At 40.4% G+C, this 23,949-nt stretch carries 26 protein-coding genes and 4 pseudogenes; 11 read left to right on the top strand and 19 right to left on the bottom strand.

Annotation, left to right across the window (positions count from 1 at the left end):
• Positions 1-14: 14 nt before the first annotated feature.
• Both V7K89_RS35340 and V7K89_RS35345 read right to left on the bottom strand, forming a co-directional pair.
• On the bottom strand, positions 15-1,154 hold the full coding sequence (locus V7K89_RS35340) for a homocitrate synthase (RefSeq protein ID WP_335195525.1): 1,140 nt from the start codon (positions 1,152-1,154) through the stop codon (positions 15-17).
• Positions 1,155-1,190: 36 nt separating this feature from the next.
• On the bottom strand, positions 1,191-2,072 hold the full coding sequence (locus V7K89_RS35345) for an AAA family ATPase (RefSeq protein ID WP_335195526.1): 882 nt from the start codon (positions 2,070-2,072) through the stop codon (positions 1,191-1,193).
• 300 nt (positions 2,073-2,372) lie between these two features.
• On the opposite strand from V7K89_RS35345, the gene V7K89_RS35350 reads away from it, so the two are divergent.
• Positions 2,373-2,582 carry a TOBE domain-containing protein gene (locus tag V7K89_RS35350; protein ID WP_335195527.1) on the top strand — a complete coding sequence of 70 codons (210 nt, stop codon included), beginning with the start codon at positions 2,373-2,375 and terminating at the stop codon, positions 2,580-2,582.
• Between the two features lie 488 nt (positions 2,583-3,070).
• On the opposite strand, the gene V7K89_RS35355 is transcribed toward V7K89_RS35350, so the two are convergent.
• The gene (locus tag V7K89_RS35355) at positions 3,071-3,370 is read right to left on the bottom strand and encodes a 2Fe-2S iron-sulfur cluster-binding protein (protein WP_335195528.1); all 300 of its coding nucleotides are present in this window, start codon (positions 3,368-3,370) and stop codon (positions 3,071-3,073) included.
• A 94-nt stretch (positions 3,371-3,464) separates the two neighbouring features.
• Here V7K89_RS35355 and V7K89_RS35360 point away from each other — a divergent pair, with 94 nt between their 5' ends.
• On the top strand, positions 3,465-3,599 hold the full coding sequence (locus V7K89_RS35360) for a hypothetical protein (RefSeq protein WP_335195529.1): 135 nt from the start codon (positions 3,465-3,467) through the stop codon (positions 3,597-3,599).
• A 2-nt stretch (positions 3,600-3,601) separates the two neighbouring features.
• On the opposite strand, the gene V7K89_RS35365 is transcribed toward V7K89_RS35360, so the two are convergent.
• The 11 genes and pseudogenes from V7K89_RS35365 to V7K89_RS36245 form a co-directional block, all read right to left on the bottom strand.
• The gene (locus V7K89_RS35365) at positions 3,602-3,976 is read right to left on the bottom strand and encodes a HesB/IscA family protein (protein ID WP_335195531.1); all 375 of its coding nucleotides are present in this window, start codon (positions 3,974-3,976) and stop codon (positions 3,602-3,604) included.
• Between the two features lie 72 nt (positions 3,977-4,048).
• Positions 4,049-4,855: a HesA/MoeB/ThiF family protein gene (locus tag V7K89_RS35370; protein WP_335195532.1), complete on the bottom strand. Its 807-nt coding sequence runs from the start codon at positions 4,853-4,855 to the stop codon at positions 4,049-4,051.
• 10 nt (positions 4,856-4,865) lie between these two features.
• Positions 4,866-5,183, bottom strand: coding sequence for a nitrogenase-stabilizing/protective protein NifW (gene nifW / locus V7K89_RS35375; RefSeq protein ID WP_335195533.1), 318 nt, complete (start codon positions 5,181-5,183; stop codon positions 4,866-4,868).
• The gene (locus V7K89_RS35380) at positions 5,180-5,395 is read right to left on the bottom strand and encodes a CCE_0567 family metalloprotein (protein ID WP_335195535.1); all 216 of its coding nucleotides are present in this window, start codon (positions 5,393-5,395) and stop codon (positions 5,180-5,182) included. Before V7K89_RS35380 ends, nifW begins: the two co-directional genes overlap by 4 nt.
• Before the next feature lie 33 nt (positions 5,396-5,428).
• On the bottom strand, positions 5,429-5,905 hold the full coding sequence (locus V7K89_RS35385; RefSeq protein ID WP_335195536.1) for a NifX-associated nitrogen fixation protein: 477 nt from the start codon (positions 5,903-5,905) through the stop codon (positions 5,429-5,431).
• A complete protein-coding gene (gene nifX / locus V7K89_RS35390) occupies positions 5,902-6,315 on the bottom strand; it encodes a nitrogen fixation protein NifX (RefSeq protein WP_335195537.1) in 414 nt (137 codons plus the stop codon). Before nifX ends, V7K89_RS35385 begins: the two co-directional genes overlap by 4 nt.
• A gap of 267 nt (positions 6,316-6,582) precedes the next feature.
• The gene (gene nifN, locus V7K89_RS35395; protein ID WP_335195539.1) at positions 6,583-7,920 is read right to left on the bottom strand and encodes a nitrogenase iron-molybdenum cofactor biosynthesis protein NifN; all 1,338 of its coding nucleotides are present in this window, start codon (positions 7,918-7,920) and stop codon (positions 6,583-6,585) included.
• On the bottom strand, positions 7,920-9,299 hold the full coding sequence (gene nifE, locus V7K89_RS35400) for a nitrogenase iron-molybdenum cofactor biosynthesis protein NifE (RefSeq protein WP_335195540.1): 1,380 nt from the start codon (positions 9,297-9,299) through the stop codon (positions 7,920-7,922). The genes nifN and nifE overlap by 1 nt, the downstream gene beginning before the upstream one ends.
• Before the next feature lie 127 nt (positions 9,300-9,426).
• Positions 9,427-9,774 carry a Mo-dependent nitrogenase C-terminal domain-containing protein gene (locus tag V7K89_RS35405; RefSeq protein ID WP_335195541.1) on the bottom strand — a complete coding sequence of 116 codons (348 nt, stop codon included), beginning with the start codon at positions 9,772-9,774 and terminating at the stop codon, positions 9,427-9,429.
• 159 nt (positions 9,775-9,933) lie between these two features.
• Positions 9,934-11,469 (bottom strand): nitrogenase molybdenum-iron protein subunit beta, encoded by a 1,536-nt coding sequence (gene nifK, locus V7K89_RS35410; protein WP_335195542.1) that lies wholly within the window; start codon positions 11,467-11,469, stop codon positions 9,934-9,936.
• Between the two features lie 214 nt (positions 11,470-11,683).
• A pseudogene (locus V7K89_RS36245) lies at positions 11,684-11,851 on the bottom strand (nitrogenase molybdenum-iron protein alpha chain); the annotation flags it as partial.
• Between the two features lie 183 nt (positions 11,852-12,034).
• Here V7K89_RS36245 and V7K89_RS35420 point away from each other — a divergent pair.
• From V7K89_RS35420 to V7K89_RS35440, 5 genes and pseudogenes are all read left to right on the top strand, one after another.
• Positions 12,035-13,411, top strand: a pseudogene (locus V7K89_RS35420) (site-specific integrase); the annotation flags it as partial.
• A 10-nt stretch (positions 13,412-13,421) separates the two neighbouring features.
• Positions 13,422-13,553, top strand: a complete 132-nt coding sequence (locus V7K89_RS35425) for a hypothetical protein (protein WP_335195545.1) — start codon at positions 13,422-13,424, stop codon at positions 13,551-13,553.
• 128 nt (positions 13,554-13,681) lie between these two features.
• The gene (locus V7K89_RS35430; RefSeq protein ID WP_335195546.1) at positions 13,682-13,918 is read left to right on the top strand and encodes a PIN domain-containing protein; all 237 of its coding nucleotides are present in this window, start codon (positions 13,682-13,684) and stop codon (positions 13,916-13,918) included.
• A gap of 29 nt (positions 13,919-13,947) precedes the next feature.
• Positions 13,948-14,079, top strand: a complete 132-nt coding sequence (locus V7K89_RS35435) for a hypothetical protein (protein ID WP_335195547.1) — start codon at positions 13,948-13,950, stop codon at positions 14,077-14,079.
• A 432-nt stretch (positions 14,080-14,511) separates the two neighbouring features.
• Positions 14,512-14,991, top strand: a complete 480-nt coding sequence (locus V7K89_RS35440; protein WP_335195548.1) for a hypothetical protein — start codon at positions 14,512-14,514, stop codon at positions 14,989-14,991.
• Positions 14,992-15,068: 77 nt separating this feature from the next.
• On the opposite strand, the pseudogene V7K89_RS35445 reads toward V7K89_RS35440, so the two are convergent.
• Positions 15,069-15,639 (bottom strand): annotated as a pseudogene (locus V7K89_RS35445) (Uma2 family endonuclease).
• Between the two features lie 222 nt (positions 15,640-15,861).
• Between V7K89_RS35445 and V7K89_RS35450 the strand changes: the two are divergent.
• Positions 15,862-16,277, top strand: a pseudogene (locus V7K89_RS35450) (XisH family protein).
• The gene (locus V7K89_RS35455; protein WP_335195549.1) at positions 16,265-16,603 is read left to right on the top strand and encodes a XisI protein; all 339 of its coding nucleotides are present in this window, start codon (positions 16,265-16,267) and stop codon (positions 16,601-16,603) included. The pseudogene V7K89_RS35450 and the gene V7K89_RS35455 overlap by 13 nt, the downstream one beginning before the upstream one ends.
• Before the next feature lie 93 nt (positions 16,604-16,696).
• Here the strand turns inward: V7K89_RS35455 and V7K89_RS35460 are convergent, their stop codons facing one another.
• Complete coding sequence (locus tag V7K89_RS35460; RefSeq protein WP_335195550.1) at positions 16,697-17,236, bottom strand: DUF2267 domain-containing protein; 540 nt, start codon at positions 17,234-17,236, stop codon at positions 16,697-16,699.
• Positions 17,237-17,520: 284 nt separating this feature from the next.
• Here V7K89_RS35460 and V7K89_RS35465 point away from each other — a divergent pair, with 284 nt between their 5' ends.
• Positions 17,521-18,318 carry a dienelactone hydrolase family protein gene (locus V7K89_RS35465; RefSeq protein ID WP_335195551.1) on the top strand — a complete coding sequence of 266 codons (798 nt, stop codon included), beginning with the start codon at positions 17,521-17,523 and terminating at the stop codon, positions 18,316-18,318.
• Between the two features lie 214 nt (positions 18,319-18,532).
• Here the strand turns inward: V7K89_RS35465 and V7K89_RS35470 are convergent, their stop codons facing one another.
• Positions 18,533-19,198: a class I SAM-dependent methyltransferase gene (locus V7K89_RS35470; protein WP_335195552.1), complete on the bottom strand. Its 666-nt coding sequence runs from the start codon at positions 19,196-19,198 to the stop codon at positions 18,533-18,535.
• Positions 19,199-19,410: 212 nt separating this feature from the next.
• Positions 19,411-21,600 carry a sensor histidine kinase gene (locus V7K89_RS35475; RefSeq protein ID WP_335195553.1) on the bottom strand — a complete coding sequence of 730 codons (2,190 nt, stop codon included), beginning with the start codon at positions 21,598-21,600 and terminating at the stop codon, positions 19,411-19,413.
• Positions 21,601-22,218: 618 nt separating this feature from the next.
• On the opposite strand from V7K89_RS35475, the gene V7K89_RS35480 reads away from it, so the two are divergent.
• A complete protein-coding gene (locus tag V7K89_RS35480) occupies positions 22,219-23,103 on the top strand; it encodes a glycoside hydrolase family 75 protein (RefSeq protein WP_335195555.1) in 885 nt (294 codons plus the stop codon).
• Positions 23,104-23,229: 126 nt separating this feature from the next.
• Here V7K89_RS35480 and V7K89_RS35485 read toward each other — a convergent pair whose 3' ends face one another.
• Entirely contained in the window at positions 23,230-23,652 is a 423-nt protein-coding gene (locus V7K89_RS35485; RefSeq protein ID WP_335195556.1) for a hypothetical protein, read from the bottom strand.
• Positions 23,653-23,949: the final 297 nt, after the last annotated feature.

The following is a 23,949-nucleotide window of genomic DNA, read 5'->3' on the forward strand; positions in this document are numbered from 1 at the left end:
GTATATTTTGAAATTTACTGGCAATAATAAGAATATAAAATATTGTCTACATCTTCGATGGTAAGATTTTGTTTATCAGCTAAAGTTTTCAATCTATGAGTAATATCTTTAAGCTGGGATAAATTAAAAGAAAGTCCTAATTCATTAGCTCGGTGATTAATCGCCTGTTTTCCAGCCAATTTATGATTGATTAAAATGGAGCGTGTTACACCAAAACTCCGGGGATTGATAGCTTCATAAGTCTCAGAGTTATTGAGCATAGCCTTAGTATGAATACCAGCTTTATGATTAAAAGCACTTTCCCCGAAAACACAGTGATTAAAAGGAATAGAAATCCCTACTTTTCTCGCAACTAATTCATGTAAGTAACCAAGTTGATCTAAGCGATATTTAGACTTAATCTGCTCTGGATTTGTAGCATATAACCTAGCGATGAATCCAGCTAGTGAGGTAATGCCATTGCGTTCACCAATTCCCAAAACACAAGTGTCAATATGAGTTGCTCCCGCTTCCAGTGCTGTATAACTGTTAGCATTTGCACATTCTGTATCGTTATGACCGTGAAACTCAATATCTAAATTAGTGAACTGTCGCAAAGTCTTCACTAATTCAAATACTTGCATTGGCGTAATAATTCCTACTGTATCAGCAATTCCTATGCGTTTGATAAATCCTAATTTCTCAATTGCCGAGTAAATTGTGATTAAATCTCCTGTGGAAGTACGTGATGAATCCTCAGCAGAAAATCGTAACTCCATATCAGGAGCTTGCTGATGAATAAAAGTTAAAACTTCAGATGCTAAATCAATAATTTGATTAATATTTTTACCATGACTGAACTGACGCATCAAAGAAGAACTACCAATGGTTAAATTAATCCCAGCTACACCTGTTGCTAAGGCAACTTTAGCATCTTCTAAGTGACAGCGAATGTGAGTTAATATTTTGGATGGCAAGCCTAAGCGAGCCAATCGTTCGCAGTCTTGTCTAGATTGAGGTGAAGCAATTGGTGACGTTAACTCTATATATTCCACTCCAAATACAGCAAGAGCTTCAGCAATTTCGACTTTATCATCTGAAGAAAAATTGGCTTTGACAAATTGTTCGCCTTCACGGAGAGTGCTTTCTACAATTGCAAATTTAGATAGCGACATTGACAGTTCCTTTGTGCTAATTGTTACCAATTATGCTTATTTATTAGTTTTAATATCATTATATTTGCATAATTGAGAAATAATTGCTTTAGCTGATTTTTGAGGACTGACTATAGTATCAATTATAAGAGAGCGATCGCTGGTATTCATCGCCTCTAAAATCTGTTTTGTCGGAACCGAATCATAGTTCTGACTCTCTTCGACAAATATTTTTAGTTTTTCCCGCAATTCTACACTTGTAACAACTTGTTTGCTTACAAGTTCTAAGATTTGTTGTTCTTCTTTAGGAGTAAAATAAGCAGAAGCCTCTGGTACGCCCAAACTAGCAAAATTGGTCAGTACTTCTGGGATAATTTGCATAGGATCGTCTAACTCTTGATTAGCAATTCGATCAAAAGAATCATGACGTTTTAGAAGCCTTTCTAAACGCACTATATTTGGTGCAGTCAACATTACAAATTTAGCATTTTTTAAAGCCTTATCTGCATAGCAAACTTCATTTTCACCACGTAAACTATCGAAAACTAACATAGAGTTGACTTGTTGGGGATTGATATGTAGCGAAGCTAAAATGTGACCCATTCCACCAGGGAAGTATTCTCGATAAAGGCGAGTATAAGTTAGGCGATTAACCCGGCAATGGGGTTGCATAAGTTTCTCTTGCATTTTTAACATCGGCGCAATTATTACGCGTTCGGTTAAAACACGACGATTAGGTAAAAGTGTGAAATCTAACCCTTCTTCAGCCAAAGCTTTTGTGATTGTGCTTTTTCCCACGCCAGTCATGCCTACTATGATTAATAAAGGAAAACTTGTGATTGGCAACCAGCCTTTAGGGACAGGGAATCCTACGCCTACACCTAAACTTAAGTGTTCAAAAAATAGATTTTGTCTTGTTGTATTAACTTGATGCTGCACAATATGAACCTCTTTTTAGCCAAGTCATTATAAATACATAAGTTTTTTATAACATCGGTGTTTATACATAAACTTTTTAATGTTAAATTGATAATAATATCCATCAATATTATTTGTTAAAGTTGTTTTATCCTACTTTTTACAGTAAATAACTACGCATTTTTGTAATACTTATCAATCAGAGTTATCACCATTAAGTAAATCAAATAATTTCAAAATTATTAAGATATCTTAAAGAAAGCTAGTTTTAAAAACAGAAGTTACTAAAGTATAAATAGTTAAAATCTGCAAAGTAAAAAAATGGAAATTAGCGCTCGTAATTCTTTTAAGGGTACTGTCAAAAAAGTTTTACACGGTTCAGTTAATACTGAGATAATTTTAGAACTAGCACCAGGAATAGAGCTAGTGTCAATCATCACAAAATCATCAGCCGAAAAACTAGGACTTTCAGAAGGTAAGCAAGCTTATGCTGTGATTAAATCATCAGATGTAATAGTTGCTATTGATTAAAAAATAGAGTAGGCTTCGTTTGCAAGCCACTCTATTCTTCATATCAAAATTTATATTTTAATTTTTAATAATTGAAATTTAGACATAAATTTGATTTTTCCCAAATTTATTAAATAAGTCTATACATAAAATTTTATTAATATAGTTATTAATAATTAAACAGAAATGAATTTAGTACTTTCTAAACAGAAGACAACATCTGTGTTTTGATATTAATAATGAAAAATATTATTTTAAAGTAATCTTAATTTCTGTTATTATTCATATTGATCTAAGTTTTTTCAATATTGTTTGCTCTTGACTATTACAGAAGGCGACAATTCCACGTTCTCCTGTTTTCAATAATTCTAATGAACAGCCAGTCACACTAAAATGGGTAAACATTTTAATTATAAATTAGGAATTGTGAAAGGAAGAAGGAAGTATATTTTTATCCTTCATCCTTTATCTTTGATTTGGTCGCTCAAGGCAGCAACCAAAGTAATAGTTTAGACTAGATATGCTTCTTGATGTGTCTTAATTGTGCAATTAGAACGAGGATAAGTTACACAAAGTAAAGCATATCCTTTAGAAACCTGATCGTCATCTAAAAAGTTTTGATCATCTTGATTAACTTCACCTTCAACAACCTTACCAACACAGCTAGAGCAAGAGCCTGCATGACATGAAAAGGGCAACTCAATCCCATTTTCTTCTGCTGCTTCTAAAATGGTGGTCTCTTCGTCAACTTCAATTGTGGCGTCGAGGTCTTCTTTTTTGTTGATTAATCTAACTTGGTAGGAAGCCATTTAGCGATTCTCCTCAAACGTTATACAGTTGGTGTAATTTCCGAAGTTTTTGAGCAACCTATCCTAACTTTTTGCTTCCCTTCTACTTACAGAGATGCTACGCTTAGTCGGCTTCTCTATAGGAGTAAGGGATCAACGCGAACTAGAAGCCACTTCAAGCATCTATGAAAAACTGCGTGGAGTGCGTCTATGGGAAGCCTCTACAATTGACTTGGTGCTAACGGAATGATGTTAGCTGCAAGGTACACCAGTAGGCTTACCATCGCCTGCTTTGAGGGACTTTCCACAACCACTGCATTTATCAGTTGCATTGGGGTTGATGAACTTAAAACCGCTTTCCATCACTCCCTCAACGAAGTCAACCACAATTCCTTCTAATAACGACGCACTTTTGGCATCAATGTAAACCAGCACTTTGCCTTGCTGGCTTACCAAATCATCTGGTTGGGGCTTGCTGGTGATATCCATTGCATATTCATGTCCACTGCAACCACCATTTTTTACTGAGATGCGGACACCTTTAGTTGCGCCATTAGCGTTGGGTGCGGAACCTCCGAGCAATGCTTGCAGATGAAATTCTGCTTTTTCTGATAAAGTAACGGTCATCAGGTCTCCTGATTTGTAGCGATTAGTTGTTCTGATTTCAAATGTGGGTTGTCATTTGTCTTTTGTTAATGACTAATGACTATTCTGTGCAATACCTGTAGCTTCCATCGAATTGGATTGTGCATGTCTCCAAGGCGCATTATTACCGCATACTGGACAAGAGCGATCGCGATGAGAACGGCGTTTAGCAAATTCCATCCGATTTAAGTCGATTGTCAACAATTGTGACAATAGAGGCTGACTAAACCCGGTGATCAGCTTAATAGCTTCCAGTGCTGTTAAACAAGCCAGTGTCCCAGAAACAGCGCCTATAACGGAAAAGCCGCGCTGATCCCAATCAGGCTTTTCTGGAAACAGACAGGACAAACAAGGAGTCACACCAGGAATAATCGTTGTCAGGTAAGCCTCCATCCCATTCATTGCGGCTTCTACCATTGGCTTGCGCGATCGCACACAGGCTTCATTTAACAAATTGCGCTCTGTAAAATTGTGGGCGCAATCAAGAGCCATATCAGCAGATTGCACTAACGAATCTACATTTTCCGGGGTGATGTAATCATGAACAGCTTCCACTTGGACATCAGGATTAATCGCATCCAGAGTTTCTTTAGCTTTGAATACCCTTGGCTTACCTACCCAATCATCAGTCATGAGAACCTGACGATTCATATCATCTAGTCGCAAGTCACCACCCCGGACTAAGATTAGCCGCCCAACGCCTGCTACTGCTAGGTAAAGCGCCGCCGTACCACCTAATCCCCCCACACCCGTAACCAGAACTGTCGCTGACTTCAGGCGCTTCTGTGCTGTTTCGCCAAAATTTGGAAGCATCATTTGGCGACGATAGCGTTCTAATTCGGTAGGCGTCAGGTTAACCAATTTATACCTCCTAATCAGAAGTGATTTCTGTCAGTGTGACTACATTTTTCGGCTTGTCGTTAAACACTTTGAACAGCTTTTGTTCGTGGGGTGTTGATTCGATAAATACCTGATAAGCTTTTTGCAAAGCCAAAGAATATTGATTTAATTTCTCTTCTGCACTCAAGTCAGGAGAATTATCATCAACTTCCTGGATGTATTGAGAAAACTTTTTCAGAATATGTAGACGATTTACATTCACAACTTCTAAATCGTAGGACATATTAAAGAATTGAAAAAATTCTTCTGCATCTACGAGTTTCTTGAATTCATCAATAGTTCCAGTCATTTAGCATTCTCCAATTGTTTTAGATGTTGCTTAAGTTCATCTAACTGGCGATAGATTTCATAAGTTGCAGCTGCAACATCCATAAGTTGTTTGTAATCTGCTGGCAAACCTTCAGCTAAATCATGCAGATCCATTTTCATTTGACCTGCTTTGCTGTTGAGGCGTCTGATTTGCCCTTGTAGTTCCTCAATACTCGTTTCTTCTGCTTGCACAATCAGCCACTCCTTTTTCAGCACTCAGCACTCTTAAATTTTGCCAACTTCAGGAAAGCGCTTCGCCAAATCAAGCCCTTTTTTGACGTAGTTTTCTCCCTCTTCGGCTAATTTATCCAGTGAGTCAAAGCCAAAGCGATGAGCATCTCGCAGAGTTTTCACAGTTAACAAAAGACGACCAGAAAAAACTAGCGCCCAGCCAAATCCTTCATGGCTCAAATCAACTACAACCTGAGATATCAAACCTGTTTCTTGTTCAATCCCAGCAGCTACAGCTCGGAAAAATGCCATAATTCGAGCTTGAGTTATCGGATCGACTTCGCCCTCAATGGAAATTTCTCGTTTCTTTTGTTTAGTGACAATAAAGGGTTTGAGAATCAACTCATCCGACCAAGTACGATAAACCCCATAACTGTCTTGACCACGGATTTGTTTGATTAATACCTTCAGAAAAGGCGAGTTCAAAACTTCAGTTGTAGCTGTTCCGTTAACACTATTATTTGCGGTCATACTGTTGCCTCATCTTCAACTTCATCGGCAAAATTTGTGGGTTTTTGCTGTAAAGCTTTACGTAACCAAGGTGGAGGATTACCTTTGAGGGTTTTCACTAGCTTATTTAGCACTTCGGTAATTTCTTCTTCTTCCGATCGCGCCTTCACTGGGGTGACACCTTTCTTGATTAAACGAGCGGCAGCGCTACCACCAATTGCTGTTACGTAAATAATCGTACAGTCGCCTATTGACTCAAGTTTTGGGGTGATTTTGTCTTCATTCCCATCTTCTTTGAGTTCACCTGCAAAATTGAGGGTTTCTACGAAGTGATATCCCTGATCAGAAATTTCGTAAACATCAATCATTTTTGCCCATCCGAAGTGAGCATTAATATGAACTCGGTCACTCGTCGTGAAGGCAATTTTCATCGTAATTCTCCTCTCTAAAGTTGTGAGTTTTGAATTGATAAGAAGGAATTCAGGAGCGGAGCCGGAGACGCTCCGCCTCCGGTCAGAATTGAGGAGTAATTATTCGACTGGCAGAATTAAATCTGCATATTTATACCAATTCTGTTTGGTGCGCCAAAGTCTATAAGAAACGAACCGCATTCGCGCAGCGTCTCGTTAGAGAAGGGCGCATAGACACGAAGAACGAAAGCATTCTAAATTCTGACTCCTGAATTCTTAAAGAAGAATTCAAAACTCTGCGCTCACAATTCCCAACTCTTGGAACTGCTTAACTCTCGCTTCTTCTGCCTCTAAAAATAGGTTACCGATACCAAACAAAAGTTCCATCGTGCCTCGATAGCCAACTTTGGTAAATTGACCATTACCTAAACGGTCATAGATAGGCAATCCCAGACGATAAAGAGGAATTGAAAGCCGTTTAGCGATCGCAGCGACATTCGAGTTACCAATCAGCAAATCAGAACCGCCTGCTATACTCTCAAAGTCTTCTAAATCGCCGATGGTGATACTTTTTACTGGGAGTTTTTCTAGTAAGTGCGATCGCGTGGTTGTCACCACTGCATGAATCTGCGCTCCCATTGATTGCAGGAAATGTACTGTTGACCACAGCAAATCTGGTTCCAGTGCTAGGGAAACTCGTTTTGCACCGAAGTAAAAGTGAGTATCCAGCATCGCATCTTGCAACTGACGGCGTTGGCGGCGGTATTTTTCGGGTACGCTGTTACCGCTCAGAAACGCCAATGCTTGGATAAATTCATCTACTGGTTCTAATCCCGTCAGTTGGCCAAACACTTCATAAGGTGTGCCAAAGCGTTCTTCCAGAATCTTTGCAGCTTCCCGCATACTTTCACCCAATGCCAGGGTAAAAGCAGAATTACCTACTTCTCTTAGCTGTTTTAAGGTAGTCCCACTGACTGTAACCGCACTATAATCATCCTCTAAGTGCCCATCTAAGGAAGCGCCAAGATCGGGTACAACTATCGGCACTAATCCAAAAGATGTGACTATCTCTTTGATTTCCTGTACATCCCCTGGTGTGAAAGCAGAACCCGCCAAAATTGTGACTTGTTCAGTTCTAATTCCACCCGCGCGAGGAATTTCCTTAACTATGCTTTCTACAGCAACGGCAAAACCATCTTGCAACGCCCCTTTAAAATCTGGGGTAGGTGCAAAAACGATCGCTAAATCATTCAATTCCGGGTGGCGATCGCGGATTTCTTTCAGAAAACCCTCGATGTCATCTCCTCTAGTTTCAGTTAACCCAGTACTACATAAACCAATAATTTCTGGGTTAGCCTTTTCCACCAGAGTCAGAATTGCTTGTTCCACATTCTCTTCACCACCCAAAATAGTAGTGACTTCCGTCATCGCTGTGGTAGCTAGGGGAATCGCTTCTCGAAAATGCCGCACCAGGACAACTTTGGCGAAAGCAGTACAACCTTGAGCACCGTGGAATAAAGGCATCGTCCCTTTCAATCCCAGAAAGGCTAAGGTTGCACCCAAAGCTTGACTTTGCTTGAGGGGATTAACTGTCAGTGCTTTGTTAGAAACGGTAACGATCGCCATTAAACAGCCTCCTCGTCCCAAGGAGCGGGTTTGCGTATTTGTTCCCAAATCGGGCTATACAGAGCTTCGTACAGTTCCCGCGCCATCTCAATCATTCCCACATAACCTGCATAAGGATGGTGGCGTTCTTGGTTGATATCAAGGAAAGGAATTCGAGCTTTCAAAGCGGTATATTGGTTACGTCCACCAGCAATCAGCATATCTGCTTTGGTGTTTTTAACCACTTGTAGCAATTCCTTAGCGTTGCCCTTCTCCAACATAATGCCATCGTTGCCGAGCAACTTCTTGATTTTGGCTTTATCTTCTTCAGTACTTTTGCGAGTACTGGTAGCAACAACTTCAATGCCCAAGTCCCTAGCCGCGGAAATAATCGACCAACTCTTGACACCACCTGTATATAACACAACTCGCTTACCTTTGAGTCGAGCGCGATAAGGAGCCAGTGCCAAATCTAAAGCAGCAATTTCTTCTGCAATCAGCTTTTCTGTCCGCTCCTGTAAATCAGCGTCGCCTAATTTAGCAGCGATATTTCGCAGACAGCGATTCATATCATCGATGCCGTAGAAAGACTCTTCAATGTAGGGGATGTTGTAACGCTCCTCCATCTTTCTCGCCATATTCAGCAGCGCTCGCGAGCAGATCATGACGTTGAGCTTGGCGCGGTGGGCGTAGCGAATTTCATTGTAGCGAGCATCGCCCGTAATTTTAGACAAAATCCGGATGCCTAATTTTTCTAACAGTGGTGTTACTCCCCACATTTCCCCGGCGATATTGTATTCACCGATTAAGTTAATATCATAAGGCGTTGTATGTTCCGGTTCTGCTGTGCCGACAACATATTCCAACAAAGATTCACCACCAAAACGGTTGCCGAGATTTTTACTGCCAATAAATCCTGGGGCAATGACCGGAATAACAGGAATACCAATTTTTTCGGACGCAGCTTTGCAAACAGCATCGATATCATCACCAATTAAGGCTGTAACACATGTGGCGTAGACGAATACTGCTGCTGGTTGGTAACGCTCTTTGAGTTCCAGAATCGCTTTGTAGAGTTTCTTTTCACCACCGAAGATGACATCATTTTCACCCAAGTCAGTGGTAAAGCCCATTTTGTAGAGTTGCGGGCCAGACGACAGACTACCACGACTGCCCCAGGAATTACCAGCACAAGCGATCGGCCCGTGGACTAAATGAGCAGCATCTGCGATCGGCACTAAGGCAATCATTGCACCATCAAAAGCGCAGCCCCCTTGAGCCGCGCCAGGTTGTGCCTGTTGAGCGCAAGACTTATTTTTCTTTTCTGTTTGTTTGTGCTGATTATGCTCGCATCCTGTTTCAGTGAGCAGTTCGTTGATTTTGCTTTGGGTGATTTTCATCTCTCTTCTTGTACTTAATTGTTAATTGTCATTAGTCATTTGTCCTTTATCATTCGTGAGTTACTAATGACCATTGTACAGACGCGATTAATCGCGTCTCTACTGACTAATGCTCCATGCCCAATAATTAGCAAATGTATTTTGTGACATCCTCTCCACATACATCAGTGAGGTAAGATAGAGCACGGAAACGCAATCCTACAAATTCCTCATATAAAGGATTGAGTTTACATAGTGGTGGAATATCAATACACTTCCCAAATAGTTTAATTTGTCGCTCAAAGGGACAACAACAAGGAATAGTTTGGCAAATTAGATGAGCGATGCGATTATTGTTAACCTGAATTTCATCCACCACACGGCGCAACGGATTAAGAAGATTGTTGAACCATCCTCGTTTTTTCTGGTTAGGTGGATGGTAATTAGGATGAGGATGAGTGTGAGTGTGTTGGTGAGTGTGATTGATGGTTTCCATTTATAAACACCTTGGGTAAATGCTAGAAAGAAAAAGGGGAGTTGGGGATTGTGGATTGGGGATTGGGGATTGGGTTTAGATATTTCCCTACTCCTTATTCCCTACTCCCTACTCCCCTTCTTCACCCTTTAATTAACGCGTTGTGTTTCTACGCAATTTCTAACGAATCAAGTCGTAGGAAATATCTGTCTTAGAAGGAATATTGGTGTTGCGATCGATTTCTTCAAACAGGGTGTTTACAGTCCAGTTGAGCAAGTTGATCACACCTTGATAACCAATGGTGGCGTAGCGGTGTAAGTGGTGACGATCCATGATCGGATAGCCGATTCTCACGAGGGGAATCTTGGTGTCGCGCCACAGGTACTTACCGTAGGTGTTACCTACTAGGAAGTCTACTGGTTCGGTGAACAACAGCGATCGCATGTGCCACAAGTCTTTACCAGGCCAAACAGTTGCATTCTTACCGAAGGGGCTAGAAGCAAGCAGTTCTTTCATTTCTGCTTCAAATACTTCGTTACTGTTGTGAACCAAGATATGCACAGGTTCAGCACCCATTTCTAGCATAAAGCCAACTACGCTGTATACTAAATCTGGTTCGCCGTAGATAGCGAAGCGCTTGCCATGAATCCATGAGTGAGAGTCAGTCATGGCATCAACTGCCTGACCGCGTTCAATTTCTAATTGTTCGGGAATGGGTATACCACTCAGTTCGCTGAGTTTCATCAAGAACTCATCAGTACCCTTAATACCCCAAGGACGGGAAACTGAGGTTGGTTGCTGCCATTCTTTTTCGATGTACTCGCGAGTTTTGGGAGTGGAGTGTGCTTGCAGAGCAACTGTAGCTTTCGCATTAATTGAATCTTCTGCATCTTCTAGCTTTGTTCCACCTGGATACATATTAAACTCACCTGTATTTGGTGAATCCAGGTAGTCGCTGTTGTCAGCTAGAATTGTGTAGTCAAAGCCGAACAAGGAAGCAATCCGCTTGATTTCGCGGTTATTGCCTACATAGGTGTCAAAACCTGGGATGAAGTTGATTTTACCATTGCTGGTTTCTTTCTTATGACCTGCGGTCAAGTTAGAAAGAATTCCCTTCATCATGTTGTCGTAACCAGTGATGTGGGAACCGACAAAGCTAGGAGTGTGAGCGTAAGGTACTGGGAAATCTTGAGGAACTGAACCAGCATTCTTAGCGTTGTTGATGAAAGCTTGTAAGTCATCACCAATTACTTCTGCCATACAGGTGGTGCAGACAGCGATCATCTTGGGCTTGTAGAGTTGGTAAGAGTTCGCCAAGCCGTCAATCATGTTTTGCAGACCACCAAACACGGCTGCATCTTCAGTCATTGAAGAAGATACACCAGAGAATGGTTCTTTGTAGTGACGGGTTAAGTGGGTGCGGAAGTAAGCAACGCAACCTTGAGAACCTTGAACAAAAGGTAGAGTACCTTCAAAACCAACAGCAGCAAAGATTGCTCCTAATGGTTGACAACCTTTTGCAGGGTTAACAGTTAAAGCTTCACGAGCGAAGTTCTTTTCACGATAATCCCAACCCTTTGTCCACTCTGCAACCCGTTGTACTTCTTCGGCTTCGTGACCGTTTTCAAACTGCTTTTTGTTTTCAAATAGCTGTTTGTACTCCGGTTGGTGGAATAACTCTACGTGGTCTTGAATTTTTTCTGGATTCTGAGGCATTTCTGGATCTCCAAGCTTACTGAATTCTTTACTGATTGAGGTGGGAGAGACGCGATTAATCGCGTCTGTACAAGGGAGATAGGAATATGATTCAAAATTCAAAATGCAAAAATCAAAAGAAATTTTAATTTTTCAGTTTTGAATATTGGATTCCCAACTCCCCCCTGGGGTTTTAGCCCCAGGTTATCCTTACTTATCGCTCTCTCCCATTTCCCTAGACGGCAGCCTTAGCCTTAACTTCAGCCTTCTTAGCCTGAGCTTTTTCATTCCAAGGAGCGCCAATTAATGACCAAGTTGGGCTGTTGAGTGCCAAGTCCATATCACGAGCAAAGATGGCGAAGCCGTCATAACCGTGATAAGGGCCGGAGTAATCCTTTTTATGGTTTAATTCTTTTCAATAGCCTAATGTTTGCAGTAAACAGTGTCAGCGATAAACATTGTTCGCCGATAACACATTTATTTTGAGGCTAAATATAGGCTAAAAACACAGCGATGCATAATCAGGTTCAGGACTCACGCATCATCTAAATGTTGTCCTGAGCCAAGGCGATTAAAAAATCGTCCGTTTTTTTGCTCATCTCTGCAAGCACAGCAGCAAAAAGAACACATGAGAACGAAAGTACTACTAGAATTAGAGAAAGTTAATCTGCGTTTGAAGTCTGCAAAGGCAAAGGTGACAATTAGAGAATCGAATGGAAGTCTGCAATTACGGGCGACGTTACCAATTAAACCGGGAGACAAAGATAACAATGGAACTGGGAGAAAGCAATACAATCTCAGTTTGAATATTCCCGCTAATTTGGATGGACTTAAAACGGCTGAGGAAGAAGCTTATGAATTAGGGAAATTAATCGCTCGTAAAACGTTTGAATGGAATGATAAATATTTAGGAAACGAAGTAATTAAAAAAAAATTTCAAACCATAGGAGAATTACTTGAAAATTTTGAAGCAGAGTATTTTAAAAATCACAAACGTACAACAAAAAGCGAACATACTTTTTTTTATTATTTTTCTAGAACAAAGAGATTTACAAATCCTAACCATTTAGCAACTCCTGAAAATTTGATTAGTTCAATTGAACAAATCAATAAGGAATGGGCTAAGTATAATGCAGCTAGAGCGATCGCTGCATTTTGTGTAACATTCAACATCGAAATTGATTTATCGAAATATTCCAAAATTCCAGAGAATAATTCCCGAAATATACCGAATGATGCGGAAATATTTGAGGGATTTACCAAATTTGAAGATTATTTTAATAAAAGAGGTAATCAAGTTAATCAAAACGTTCAAGATAGCTGGCAACTTTGGCGTTGGACGTATGGAATGTTAGCCGTTTTTGGTTTACGTCCACGGGAACTATTTATTAATCCTGATATTGATTGGTGGTTGAGTCAAGAAAATACAGATTTAACATGGAAAGTTCATCAGGATTGTAAAACTGGTGAGAGAGAAACATTGCCATTATATAGGCAATGGGTTGAAGATTTTGATTTGAAAAATCCTAAATATTTAGAGATGTTGAGAAGTGCGATCGCCAAAAAAGATAACACTAATCATGCTGAGATAACGGCGTTAACACAGCGAGTTAGCTGGTGGTTTCGCAAAATCAGATTGGATTTTAAACCTTATGACTTACGCCACGCTTGGGCAATTCGGGCGCATATTTTAGGGATACCAATTAAAGCGGCGGCAGATAATTTAGGGCATAGCGTGCAAGTTCACACCCAAACTTATCAGCGTTGGTTTTCACTAGATATGCGGAAGTTGGCGATTAATCAGGCGTTGAGTAAGAGGAATGAAATTGAGTTGATTAGGGAAGAGAATGCTAAGTTGAGGATGGAGAATGATAACTTGAGATTAGAGATTGAGAAGTTGAGGATGGAAATAGTTTATAAACAAAGTTCAACCCGCCTAAATACTGATAATATAATAAGTTAGGGGGTCAGTTATGGATAGCATTAAGATTAGAACATATATTGGTAATGATGGAATTCTACAAGTCCAGCTTCCACCTGAAATTGCCAACCAAGAATTAGATGTAGTAATTGTCTTTCAACCTGTTATACAAAAATCCTCATAGTATCTAACCAAAACGCCCGAAGAACTAGGATACTCTCGTAAGTTTGTTGAAGAAGTAATAGGTAGTTGGGAAGGTGATCCGCTTGAACGTGCAGAGCAGCTTCCCTTTGAGGAACGAGAGGAGATTCAATGGCCTACCTCCTAGATACAAATGCGTGTATCCAAATTCTGAATTCACCAAATTCACCTGTCACCCAAAAAACTTTATTAATTCCTTCTAGGGAAATTTATATCTGTACAGTTGTTTATAGCGAACTGTATTATGGAGCTTACAAAAGCACAAATGTTAATAGAAACCTCAATTATCTAGAAAATTTATTTGCTGAGTTTGCTGATTTACCACTGGATTATCAAGCTGCAAAATAGCTGGAAATATTCGCGCTCGTCTTAATGTGTTGGGGATTCCAATTGGAGCAAATGATTTGTTAATTGCTGCGATTGCTTTAGCAAATGACCTCATACTTGTCACTCACAACACCCGCGAATTTAGCGGTATTGATGACTTGAAGTATGAAGACTGGGAATAGCTATTTTGGATAGAAATCTAGATTAAAAAAGTATGGCAATAGAAACTCTGAACCAAATACTTAAGCAGCTGAAGACACTTGAACTAAAATATTTTATCTGGCTCTCAACAATAAGATATTTATAGCAGCGATCGCTAGTGTAAAAATTATAGCGGCAATTATCAAGCGATAGCGCAGTGGAAGTATTAGCATTACAGATGCCACAAGAACACGTAATCAGTTCAAAAGTGATTTACAAAAAGACTAACCAGAAAATCTCCGAAATAAAGCGTCATGAATGGTGACAACAATATACTCTTGAGGGAATGGGCTTGAGGATGACCCCATCAGATATTTTAGAAGAAGAAACAAGCTAATAAGAAAGTAGCGTTAGCTTTGATCTCTTTTAGGGAATAATTCTAATTGAAGCTAAACTATAAATAGGCAACAGACATGTGCAGTAAAATAAATGAGCAAACAAGAGAAGATTTTGCATATCATCAGCTTGAAAACAACTTGGTATATATTTCTGAGTCAATTATTCGAGAACTAAAATCTGGAAACTGCGAAATTAAGTTTTGGAATGATACAAGCGATATAGGCGAAGCTGTAGGACTGAGTGTGGATTTAGAAAAGAGTTTTGTGGAAATGACAGTTGAGATTAATTCTCCAAATAGCTATTTAGTTCGTTTGTGGAGTAAAGGTTCTTCCCCTTCTGAAGAGAATAAAAAATGTTGGGACAACAAAGAAGGTTCATGTCCAGGGCATTTAGTATGGGAGTGCTGCAATACTGATCTTGTCAGAGAGGAAGAGATGGAGACTCATTATTTTGATACTGGTTTGCAAAGATTAGTTACTAAATACATCGGAACAATCAAGAAGGCTTATTTGTCTGCTGGTAGTGTAAATCCTGAAATCAAAAGTTTACTTTGATAAGTATCTTGAGGTGATCAGTAAGTACGATCGCATTCTGCTATTAGCAGGTGTTGTCACAACGCTGCAAAGCTTATTTACTCAAAAACAACGCCGCGATAAATTTCCGCCATTGGCAAATCAATACTAACTGAATCCAAAGAAATAGATAGCTCTAAGCCGCTAAAATCACTGAGCAACCAACCTTCGGCTTGTTTACTGTAGCGTTCCACAAAAAGTTCATCCTGTTCGACTAATAAATATTCGCTAAAACTCGCAATTGAGCGATACATCCGAAATTTACTGAGTCGGTTGTAATCTGCGGTGGAAGGAGATAGAACTTCAACGATCAAAATGGGATTTAAGACTTCATCTAAACGATCGCCATTTAGTTGTGGTTGCACCATCAAAAACCATTACATCTGGATACACCCCGCGTCGATGTTCAGGAATCCACAGCCGCAAATCGCTGTTAATTGGCTCAAACTGAGTATCGCGCAGCAAAAACTTGAGGAAGGCAAAAATATTGCCACTGATACGGCTGTGTTTGAGGGTTCCTCCAGGCATGGGTACAATTTCTCCATCTCGATATTCGCTGCGTCCTTCGGCTTTTTCTTCGATCGCACGATATTCATCCAAGCTGTAGCGGCGCGAGATGCTAGAAATCATAGGTAAAAGGCGATCGCATTTGCTATAAGATAACAATATTATTTTCTCACAGATTTGGTTGTGAGGTGATATAATACTGCCGTCATATATTCTTTTTTCTAAAAAACGACTGCGCGATACCCTTCAGGTTATACGCCGAACGTATGTACGCCTGGTACTGCTTTAGTGGTATACACGATACAATTTAGGCAAAGACTTTATCTTTATGGTTAGCTGTCTACGATGTCTGCAAGAGATACGTTTCATGAACTGGTTAGAAGTGCCCTTGAGAAGGAAGGGTGGATAATTACTCATGATCCGTACCACATTGATTTAGGGTTTGTTGATTTTTACATCGACTTGGGTGCAGAACTGTTGCTAGCAGCGACAAAGGATGAGCAAAAGATTGCAATTGAAATCAAAACGTTTTTGGCACCCTCAACTATTTCTGAGTTCCACACTGCAATTGGACAATTTATTAACATCGGATTGTGTTGGAAGATGATGATCCAGAACGGCGGTTGTATTTAGCAGTTCCGCTCGACGTTTATAAGCGATTTTTCAGATATCCATTTATTCAAACGGTCATTGTCCGTAACAAAATTCCCCTTTTGGTGTATGACACAGAAAAACAGGAGATTGCAGAATGGATAAGCTAATTTTGTATCGTGAATTAATTCAGAGATTATTAACGGTGCGGGCAAAGTTGCGTTCTGGGAGCGATCCAATAGAAAGTCAAACTATTTTTGATACTACAAAAGACCACTATCAGCTTGTGCATGTAGGATGGAAGGATAGCAGTACCCGGGTTTACGGCTGTGTGCTGCATATAGATATCAAGGATGGGAAAATTTGGGTGCAGCATGATGGAACGGAGGATGCGATCGCAGATCAACTAGTGAGTGAGGGAGTGCCTAAGCAAGATATTGTGATAGCATATCATGCACCTCATGTAAGACAATATACAGAGTTTGCTGTAGGGTAACTTTGAAGTATAAATTCACATCAAACTTATTATATAAAAAGCCTGTTTGCGATCGCTACTCACAAACAGGTTTGACTTGTTTTAGCTTTCTAATTAAGCTTGTTCCCAAAGCTGACGTACATAGTCAGGTAGCCAGCTAGCAATTTCCTGAATCCGTTCTTCGGAAAGCTCGTCTTTGGTGGCAGAAAAGACTGCTTTAACCGCTTGTTCTCGATCAACCGATCGCGGCATTCCACTTTCATTAGCAACTCGGAACAGGAAACGATCGGAATCGATATTGAAGATACCTGCGCCTTTCCAGGGTGGACGAACCCGGCTCAAAAATCCCACAATTGGATTGGTATCTTTCCAGAGATCGGACACTTCAAACTGGAGTGCTTTCTCATCAGTAGGTATAGCCTCCGTATGCAGTTCTGCCTCGACGCGATCGCTGGCTTCTGTAGTCATCACGTCGCGCATCACGCGAAACACAACTTCGGTAAAATCTCTTGCATCATAGGGTTCTGCAAATCCGGCTTTCACCTGAACTTTTTCCAGGAAGGAGCGATGTTCGTCGGCGATCGCAGCTCGATTATCTTCAATTTCCGTTGAGTCAATTTCTGGAACGTTTGTTCTAAAACTTTCGTCGGGCATTGTTTTTTGTTGTAATTAATAGTTTTGAGTTTTTATGCTTACTTTATGTAAAGTCGCACAAATCAAAAACCCTTGGGATCTTCCAGAAGTTTGAGATGACATTTTATTTAAAAGTTAGAAATTCATCCAATCTACTGATCACAGCAAAGTAATACTTGAGGTAAGCAATTTCCCTTTATTGAGCAGAGCAACACTTTGGTGTTTCTGCCTGTAATAGTCATCGCCCATTGGTGTTAAAAAACAGTCAGAATAGATGAATTGATCTAAATTCCGTTGAAACAAAGATGCTAGAAACAACAAATATCGAAATTAACACTTATTATGTCAAAGTACCTAACAATGACTTAGAAATTGATGCTTACTTAGCTCAACCAGCACAAAAGGGAAACTTTGGCGCAGTTATAGTTTTTCCAGAAATTTTTGGAATTAATAGTAATATTCGAGATATCACCGAACTGATTGCTAAACAAGGTTATGTAGCGATCGCTCCAGCGATGTATCAACGTATTGCTCCCGGTTTTGAGGCTGATTTTAGCCCTGAAGATATTGGCTATAGCCCAGAAGCCTATCGGCTGGGCTTAGAATATTATCAACAAGTAAAATATCAAGAGATATTCAGTGATATTCAAGCTACCATTATTTACCTCAAAACTTTACCCAATGTCAAAGATGATGCCCTCGGTGTCATTGGTTTCTGTTTTGGTGGTCATGTTGCTTATATGGCTGCAACTTTACCCGATATCAAAGCAACAGCTTCGTTTTATGGTGGTGGGATCACCACTGCTAGTTATGGTGAAGACACTCCAACCATTAATCGTACCTCTGAAATTAAAGGTACTATTTATACATTTTTTGGTACAAGAGATGCATTAGTTTCCCAGAAAGAAAATGAGCAAATTGAAGCGGAACTCCAGAAACATCAAATAAATCATCGTGTATTTCGATATGACGCTGGACACGGATTCTTCGCCGGATTCTTCAAAGACCAATACCCATTTTTAGCCCAGCACCCAAGTTATAACCCAGAAGCGGCTCCTGATGCTTGGCAACATGTTTTAGAACTGTTTAAAAACTACCTGTAAAACTCTAACGCACATACTGCGATCGCACTCATTGGACTTCTTGGATGAATCAATGAGCTTTCACCCTAAATCCCTCTGCCAAGCTTGGCAGAGGGATTTAGAATTTGGCTGCCCTTCTCCCAATTTTGGGAGAAGAAGGTTGGGGGATGTAGCAAGATCCCGCAGGGTGGGCGAATTTTGTATATGTGCAAGAGGTCTATTGATTCTATTGCTTTTAACTTTTTGAGTTTTTAAGCAGTAATTGACAACCACATAAAAACGGGTTTGGACTGTCTGTGCGATCGTCCGCAAGCACTTCAATGGGAAGCTTGCTATTGTAAATCAATTTGTCATAATCCATCAATGCATCCCACTTGATCTTGCCAGTCGGAAAACCTAGCTGTGAAGTACTATCAGATATTAATTCTTGCCATTTCTGAATCTCTGGATCTTGTGATTTGCAGTAATCGAGAATGGCAATCAAGGCACCAGGTTTAGTAACTCGCAGGATCTCTGCAAGCGCGCGGACTCGATCTTCAACGACACACAGGGTAAATCCCGACGCTGCTGCATCAAAGCTATTATCAGAAAAATCAAGCTCGCAGAGATCCGATACCTTGAAGGTGATGTCTGCGGATACGGGCTTTTTACGTGCTTCATCCATCATCTTCTCAGAAAGATCGATACCGACGACACGTACACCTTCAGGATAGGCTGGAAGATTAAGACCTGTTCCTACCGCAGCATCCAGGGCAGTTTGTCCTGGCTTTAGCTGCAAAGAAGCAATTAGGGGTTCGCGCTCTATGTGCCAGTAACGCTTCATAATTGCGTCATAATCCACCGCTCCTCGATCGTAAGTTTCAATCACCTGATTTATCTGCATAAATTTTTTAACAAACACGACTACTGATTTTAACTATCTGTTCAACTGTCATAACCTGTTACGCCCTAAACCGCAAATCATTGTTTAGGCTTCGTAAATTAGCAAAAGTATTGTTACTAACAGCACTTTACAAATTAATGAAGTACAGCTTCCTGAAATTGAAATCTGCTGTATAATCCAAAACTCTCTATATCTTCCTTTTCCCGCAAGCCTCAGCCATAATTCATAGTTCAACCATTCCTTAGCCACAGGGGAATCTGAATGATAAACTCGGTTCCTTTTCCAGGAGTTGAGAAACACTCCAGTTTACCGTTATGTTTTTGTGTGATGATTTGGTAGCTGATGGACATACCCATTCCGGTTCCTTTGCCAATGGGTTTAGTGGTGAAAAAGGGATCAAATATTCGTTGCTGAAATTCTTTAGAAATACCAACTCCGTTATCAGCGATCGCCACTTCTAACCACATTGAATTAACTACGGATGTCCGAATCTTAATTTGACTGGGATTGTCCTTGATTTCCTGATAAGTACGCTTGGTATTATTTTCTTCTAACGCATCAATCGCATTTACTAAAATATTCATAAATACCTGATTAAGTTGTCCGGCATAGCATTCTACTGGGGGTACAGTGCCATAGTCTTTAATCACCTTAATTTCAGGTTGTTCTGGTTTACCTTTGAGGCGGTGCTGCAAAATCATCAAAGTACTGTCGATACCTTCATGAATATCGACGTTTTTGAATTCTGCTTCGTCGATGCGGGAGAAATTCCGCAACGACAATACAATTTGGCGAATGCGATCAGTGCCCACTTTCATAGAAGACAATAATTTTGGTAAGTCTGACTGCAAAAACTCTAAATCCATATCTTCGGCAGCAATTTCAATTTCTGGAGTAGGGTTAGGATTGTGCAGCTGATACAATTGCACAAATTCTAATAAATTCTGGGTATATTCTTGGATATGATCGAGGTTGCCATGAATAAAGTTGACTGGATTATTAATTTCGTGTGCAACTCCAGCAACTAGTTGTCCCAAACTAGACATTTTTTCACTTTGAATAACTTGAGATTGAGTGCGCCGCAATTCCTCTAGTGCATTTTTAAGTTCAGTGGTACGTTCTTCTACCCGGTCTTCTAGTTCTTCCTTGCTTTTCTCTAAGGCCGTAAACGATTCATGCAGTTGTCCTGCCATGTGGTTAAAAGAATTAGACAGGGTATTAAGTTCTCGAATACTGCTAATTTTTACTGTCTGATTTAGATTGCCGGATGCCATTGCCTCACTTGCCCAATTTAGGCGCAGTATCGGGCGTACAATCCAATGAGAGGTAAACACGCCCATCACCGAGGCAATGACTAATGCACCAAAACAAAGGGTGAGCGTGGTCTGCGTGTTAGCGTTAATTTGTGCCATGAATGTGTTTTCTGGCACAGTCACTACCAGCAACCAATTCAAGCCATAATTGTCACGCCAAGGTACAACATCGACAAAATGCCGTTTTCCTTGTATTTCAAGCTGAAAATCTGTGTCTTGGCTGATGGAGTCAAACCCTTTAAAAGTTTGCAGGTGTCTGACAACCTTCCGTATTATTGGGTCAGAGCTGTCGCTCGCTTGTAATCTTTTAACCTTTTGATTAACTAAAGTAAAGGGCTTTTCAGTGCCGGAAGTAGCGATTAATGTGCCATCACGTTCTAAAAGGAACACCCGCCCAGACTGACTAATATCCAAATTGCGTAAAAAATCGCCAAGTTTTAGGAGATGAATATCGCAGGCAATCATTCCCAGCAAGCGATTTTGCGAATCATAAATCGGACGACTAGCAGAGGCGGCGATGTAAGGGCCAGTTGGAAAATTTGCAGTTATAATCTTTCCCCAAATGGGTTTACCAGCAGCGATCGGTTGGGTATACCAAGATTCCTGAGAATTTTCCCAATCCCACCGAGCATTGATTTGAGTTCGATCGCCTCGATCGTTGGTAGCGTAAGTGTAAACATTATCGGGAGGCTTGGCAGTCCAATCATCAATGGTGATTGTCTTGCCATCATAACGAGCTGCACCCAGCCCCTCACCCGTCGTTAGTCCAATACCAATATAAGTCAGGTCATAGGCCTGCATTTGATCCCAGAAATACTTGCCAAGGGTTTGGCGATCGCGCACATTTAATATTCCCCTGTGGATAGCATCTGCATTGATCTGATTTAGGGTTTGCGGAACAGAAAGATAAGACTTGAGGTGTTCGTCTACTACGTTCCTGGTACGATCTATCACCTGCCCTGCCAGGTCGTTAACTGCTCTTTGTCCATTCTTAAAGGACAAATAACCCACTAAACTGACCGCTGCAAAAATTTGAATCACGAAGGGAACAATAAGAACAATCTGTAATGGCAACGCCTTAGCTTTGCTGAGATAGTGAGTCTTCATTGCTGGAAGCTGAAAGTTGTGCTAATTTGATTTGCTTCTATAGTTCCCAAGATGTTCGCTTACTCACCTTTGTTTAAATTTTTTTGTCAAGTCAAAGGTGGCTTTAGGGTGGAATGCTACTTTTTAAGCAAAAATTGCTGCCCAGATTCGCAACTTCTACCCTCTGGGTGTCTACAAGAAGTCGAGAATCTACAGCAGATTGCAAGTTAATGAAGTACAAAAATACCCCTCCCTAACCCTTCCCGTATGTATTGGGGAGGGAACTAAATTGAGAATTTCCCCCTTTACAAGGGGGAGTCACTGCGTTGGGCGGCTTTGCCGACTTGAAGCAAGTGGCGTGGGATTAAGGGGGGTAAAGGATGTACTTCATTTAGATGCAAAATGCTATAAATCTAAATCCAGCAATTTAGTAAGTGACATTTAGATGTAGGGTGTGTTGCGGGGTTTTTTCACCTATATTCGCCTTGCTTCCTTCCAGAGAAATCAGGCATTGCCCGCCCAGCTGACACGACATCAAAAAATCAGAGTTTGAGACTAGGTATTAGCAATAGCATCAGCACAAAATTTGGCTTTCTTAATGTATTTTCATAATTTCAACTTTTAAATTTGGAGTAATTTATGCAGCAATTTCAAGTAATATCAGATAGTTTGAATATACGTTCAGCACCGATTGTTGACGAAGTTAATCAAATAGCATCTCTTCCAAAAGGATATATTGTCACTAAAATTAAACATTCGGATCATGACAAGTGGTGGAAGGTGGCAACTATTCTTGAAGGCAAAATTTTAGAAGGTTTCGTAGCTCAAAAATTCCTTAGTCCAGTCACCAAATTTTCTATCAAGACTATTCTGAAAATTGGTGAAATTTCTATTTTCCAGGCAAATGGAGAATCTGCATTTTTCTATGAGGCAGGTATGAGCATTAATGCTGATGGCGCGCCTAATGCTTATCACCCCGCAGATACAGGGATTGATTTTTTGGCAAATGCTGGGTATTCGGACAACTGGTGGGCACTAGCTGTAGATAAAAACGGCAATCCATTTATTCAAGGCAGTACTGATCCATATCCTGGATACTATATTTCTACGACTGCATTATTCGACTCTGGATTTGTTAAACAAGATCCACGTCGCTATGTTGATTCAACAAAGATTCCGTATATTGTTCTTCCGGGAAATGGTGATTTTAGAAAAGCTACAGGCGTTAAATTAGGAGATTTTGCAGTTGTTTACAACACTAATAACGAAAAACTCACTTTTGCAATTTATGCTGATGTTGGCCCTAAAAACCAAATTGGAGAGGGTTCAATAGCTTTGTCTCAGGCTGTTGGAAACGATCCATTAGTACAATCAAGAGTCAGGCGAGGAATTCCCAAAGATATCGTTTATATTGTTTTTCCAGGTTCTGGGAATGGACAGCCAAGAACAATTTCAGAGATAGAAGCTGAAACTAAACGGTTTTTTGAAATATGGGGCGGCGTAGAACGGATCAAGTCTTTATAAAAGTTGCAGTAGAGACGTAGCACTGCTACGTCTCTTTCTTACTAAGAGCGATGTCTACTAAACGCTTTGCGAATATGTTTATGCAATTATTTTTGCTTGAAAAAATTTTGCGTATAATAGCACATATTAAGTTGTCGCTGCTGGTTTCTTTCCATTCTTGCTCTCCACATTGGCAACGAATGACGGTTGCTCATCATTGATTGGCGACTCCCCTCGCAGTCCCTTACGACGCTGGTTTTTAGGAACTCCTCCCGCCATACCGTACTCCACACTGCTTTTGCCATATCGAGTCCCCACTGCCATTAGCATGTGTTCTGTCATATCTCCTAACTCGTCTTCTGTTTCCAGCATTTCACGATACAATTTATCCAAACTGGAAAGGGCACTATTATATGCATTTTCTTTGGTTCGCATCGTCTCAATCAGGCTTGAAAAGGCAGGTAAGGTAAGTCCATTGCCTAAATCTAACCTCGGATCAATTGAGTTTATGCTAGCCGCACGGCGCACTGCTCTTTCTAATACTACAGAAGTTCTTTTTCTCCGAGCCATGATCTACACCTTGTAATATAATACGGTTAATATTCTTTACCTTAAAAGGCTTACGTATAGATCAGCCTGAGAGAATTCTGGCAAATCTGCAATGATTTTTGCTACAAGCGTCATATTTGTTATGAATGCGCGAAATACTTAAATGAGAAAGCAAACTGGGGTTTGAGAAAGTAAAAGCTTATTTGACTTGCGGAAAACACCAAAATGAGAAAGCAAACTGGGGTTTGAGAAAGTAAAAGCTTATTTGACTTGCGGAAAACACCAAAATGAGAAAGCAAACTGGGGTTTGAGAAAGTA

This window comes from Nostoc sp. (genome assembly GCF_036917515.1).
Taxonomy (GTDB): Bacteria; Cyanobacteriota; Cyanobacteriia; order Cyanobacteriales; family Nostocaceae; genus Nostoc.

Bases quoted from the DNA above. Each gene is read 5' to 3' on its own strand.
- V7K89_RS35485 (WP_335195556.1), bottom strand. From the start codon at position 23,652: ATGGCTCGGAGAAAAAGAACTTCTGTAGTATTAGAAAGAGCAGTGCGC.
- V7K89_RS35350 (WP_335195527.1), top strand. From the start codon at position 2,373: ATGGAAATTAGCGCTCGTAATTCTTTTAAGGGTACTGTCAAAAAAGTT.
- nifW (WP_335195533.1), bottom strand. From the start codon at position 5,183: ATGACTGGAACTATTGATGAATTCAAGAAACTCGTAGATGCAGAAGAA.
- V7K89_RS35405 (WP_335195541.1), bottom strand. From the start codon at position 9,774: ATGGAAACCATCAATCACACTCACCAACACACTCACACTCATCCTCAT.
- V7K89_RS35440 (WP_335195548.1), top strand. From the start codon at position 14,512: ATGTGCAGTAAAATAAATGAGCAAACAAGAGAAGATTTTGCATATCAT.
- V7K89_RS35430 (WP_335195546.1), top strand. From the start codon at position 13,682: ATGGCCTACCTCCTAGATACAAATGCGTGTATCCAAATTCTGAATTCA.
- V7K89_RS35460 (WP_335195550.1), bottom strand. From the start codon at position 17,236: ATGCCCGACGAAAGTTTTAGAACAAACGTTCCAGAAATTGACTCAACG.
- V7K89_RS35455 (WP_335195549.1), top strand. From the start codon at position 16,265: ATGGATAAGCTAATTTTGTATCGTGAATTAATTCAGAGATTATTAACG.
- nifX (WP_335195537.1), bottom strand. From the start codon at position 6,315: ATGAAAATTGCCTTCACGACGAGTGACCGAGTTCATATTAATGCTCAC.
- nifK (WP_335195542.1), bottom strand. From the start codon at position 11,469: ATGCCTCAGAATCCAGAAAAAATTCAAGACCACGTAGAGTTATTCCAC.
- V7K89_RS35365 (WP_335195531.1), bottom strand. From the start codon at position 3,976: ATGACCGTTACTTTATCAGAAAAAGCAGAATTTCATCTGCAAGCATTG.
- nifN (WP_335195539.1), bottom strand. From the start codon at position 7,920: ATGGCGATCGTTACCGTTTCTAACAAAGCACTGACAGTTAATCCCCTC.
- V7K89_RS35355 (WP_335195528.1), bottom strand. From the start codon at position 3,370: ATGGCTTCCTACCAAGTTAGATTAATCAACAAAAAAGAAGACCTCGAC.
- V7K89_RS35340 (WP_335195525.1), bottom strand. From the start codon at position 1,154: ATGTCGCTATCTAAATTTGCAATTGTAGAAAGCACTCTCCGTGAAGGC.
- V7K89_RS35465 (WP_335195551.1), top strand. From the start codon at position 17,521: ATGCTAGAAACAACAAATATCGAAATTAACACTTATTATGTCAAAGTA.
- V7K89_RS35475 (WP_335195553.1), bottom strand. From the start codon at position 21,600: ATGAAGACTCACTATCTCAGCAAAGCTAAGGCGTTGCCATTACAGATT.
- V7K89_RS35425 (WP_335195545.1), top strand. From the start codon at position 13,422: ATGGATAGCATTAAGATTAGAACATATATTGGTAATGATGGAATTCTA.
- V7K89_RS35360 (WP_335195529.1), top strand. From the start codon at position 3,465: ATGCTACGCTTAGTCGGCTTCTCTATAGGAGTAAGGGATCAACGCGAA.
- V7K89_RS35480 (WP_335195555.1), top strand. From the start codon at position 22,219: ATGCAGCAATTTCAAGTAATATCAGATAGTTTGAATATACGTTCAGCA.
- V7K89_RS35385 (WP_335195536.1), bottom strand. From the start codon at position 5,905: ATGACCGCAAATAATAGTGTTAACGGAACAGCTACAACTGAAGTTTTG.
- nifE (WP_335195540.1), bottom strand. From the start codon at position 9,299: ATGAAAATCACCCAAAGCAAAATCAACGAACTGCTCACTGAAACAGGA.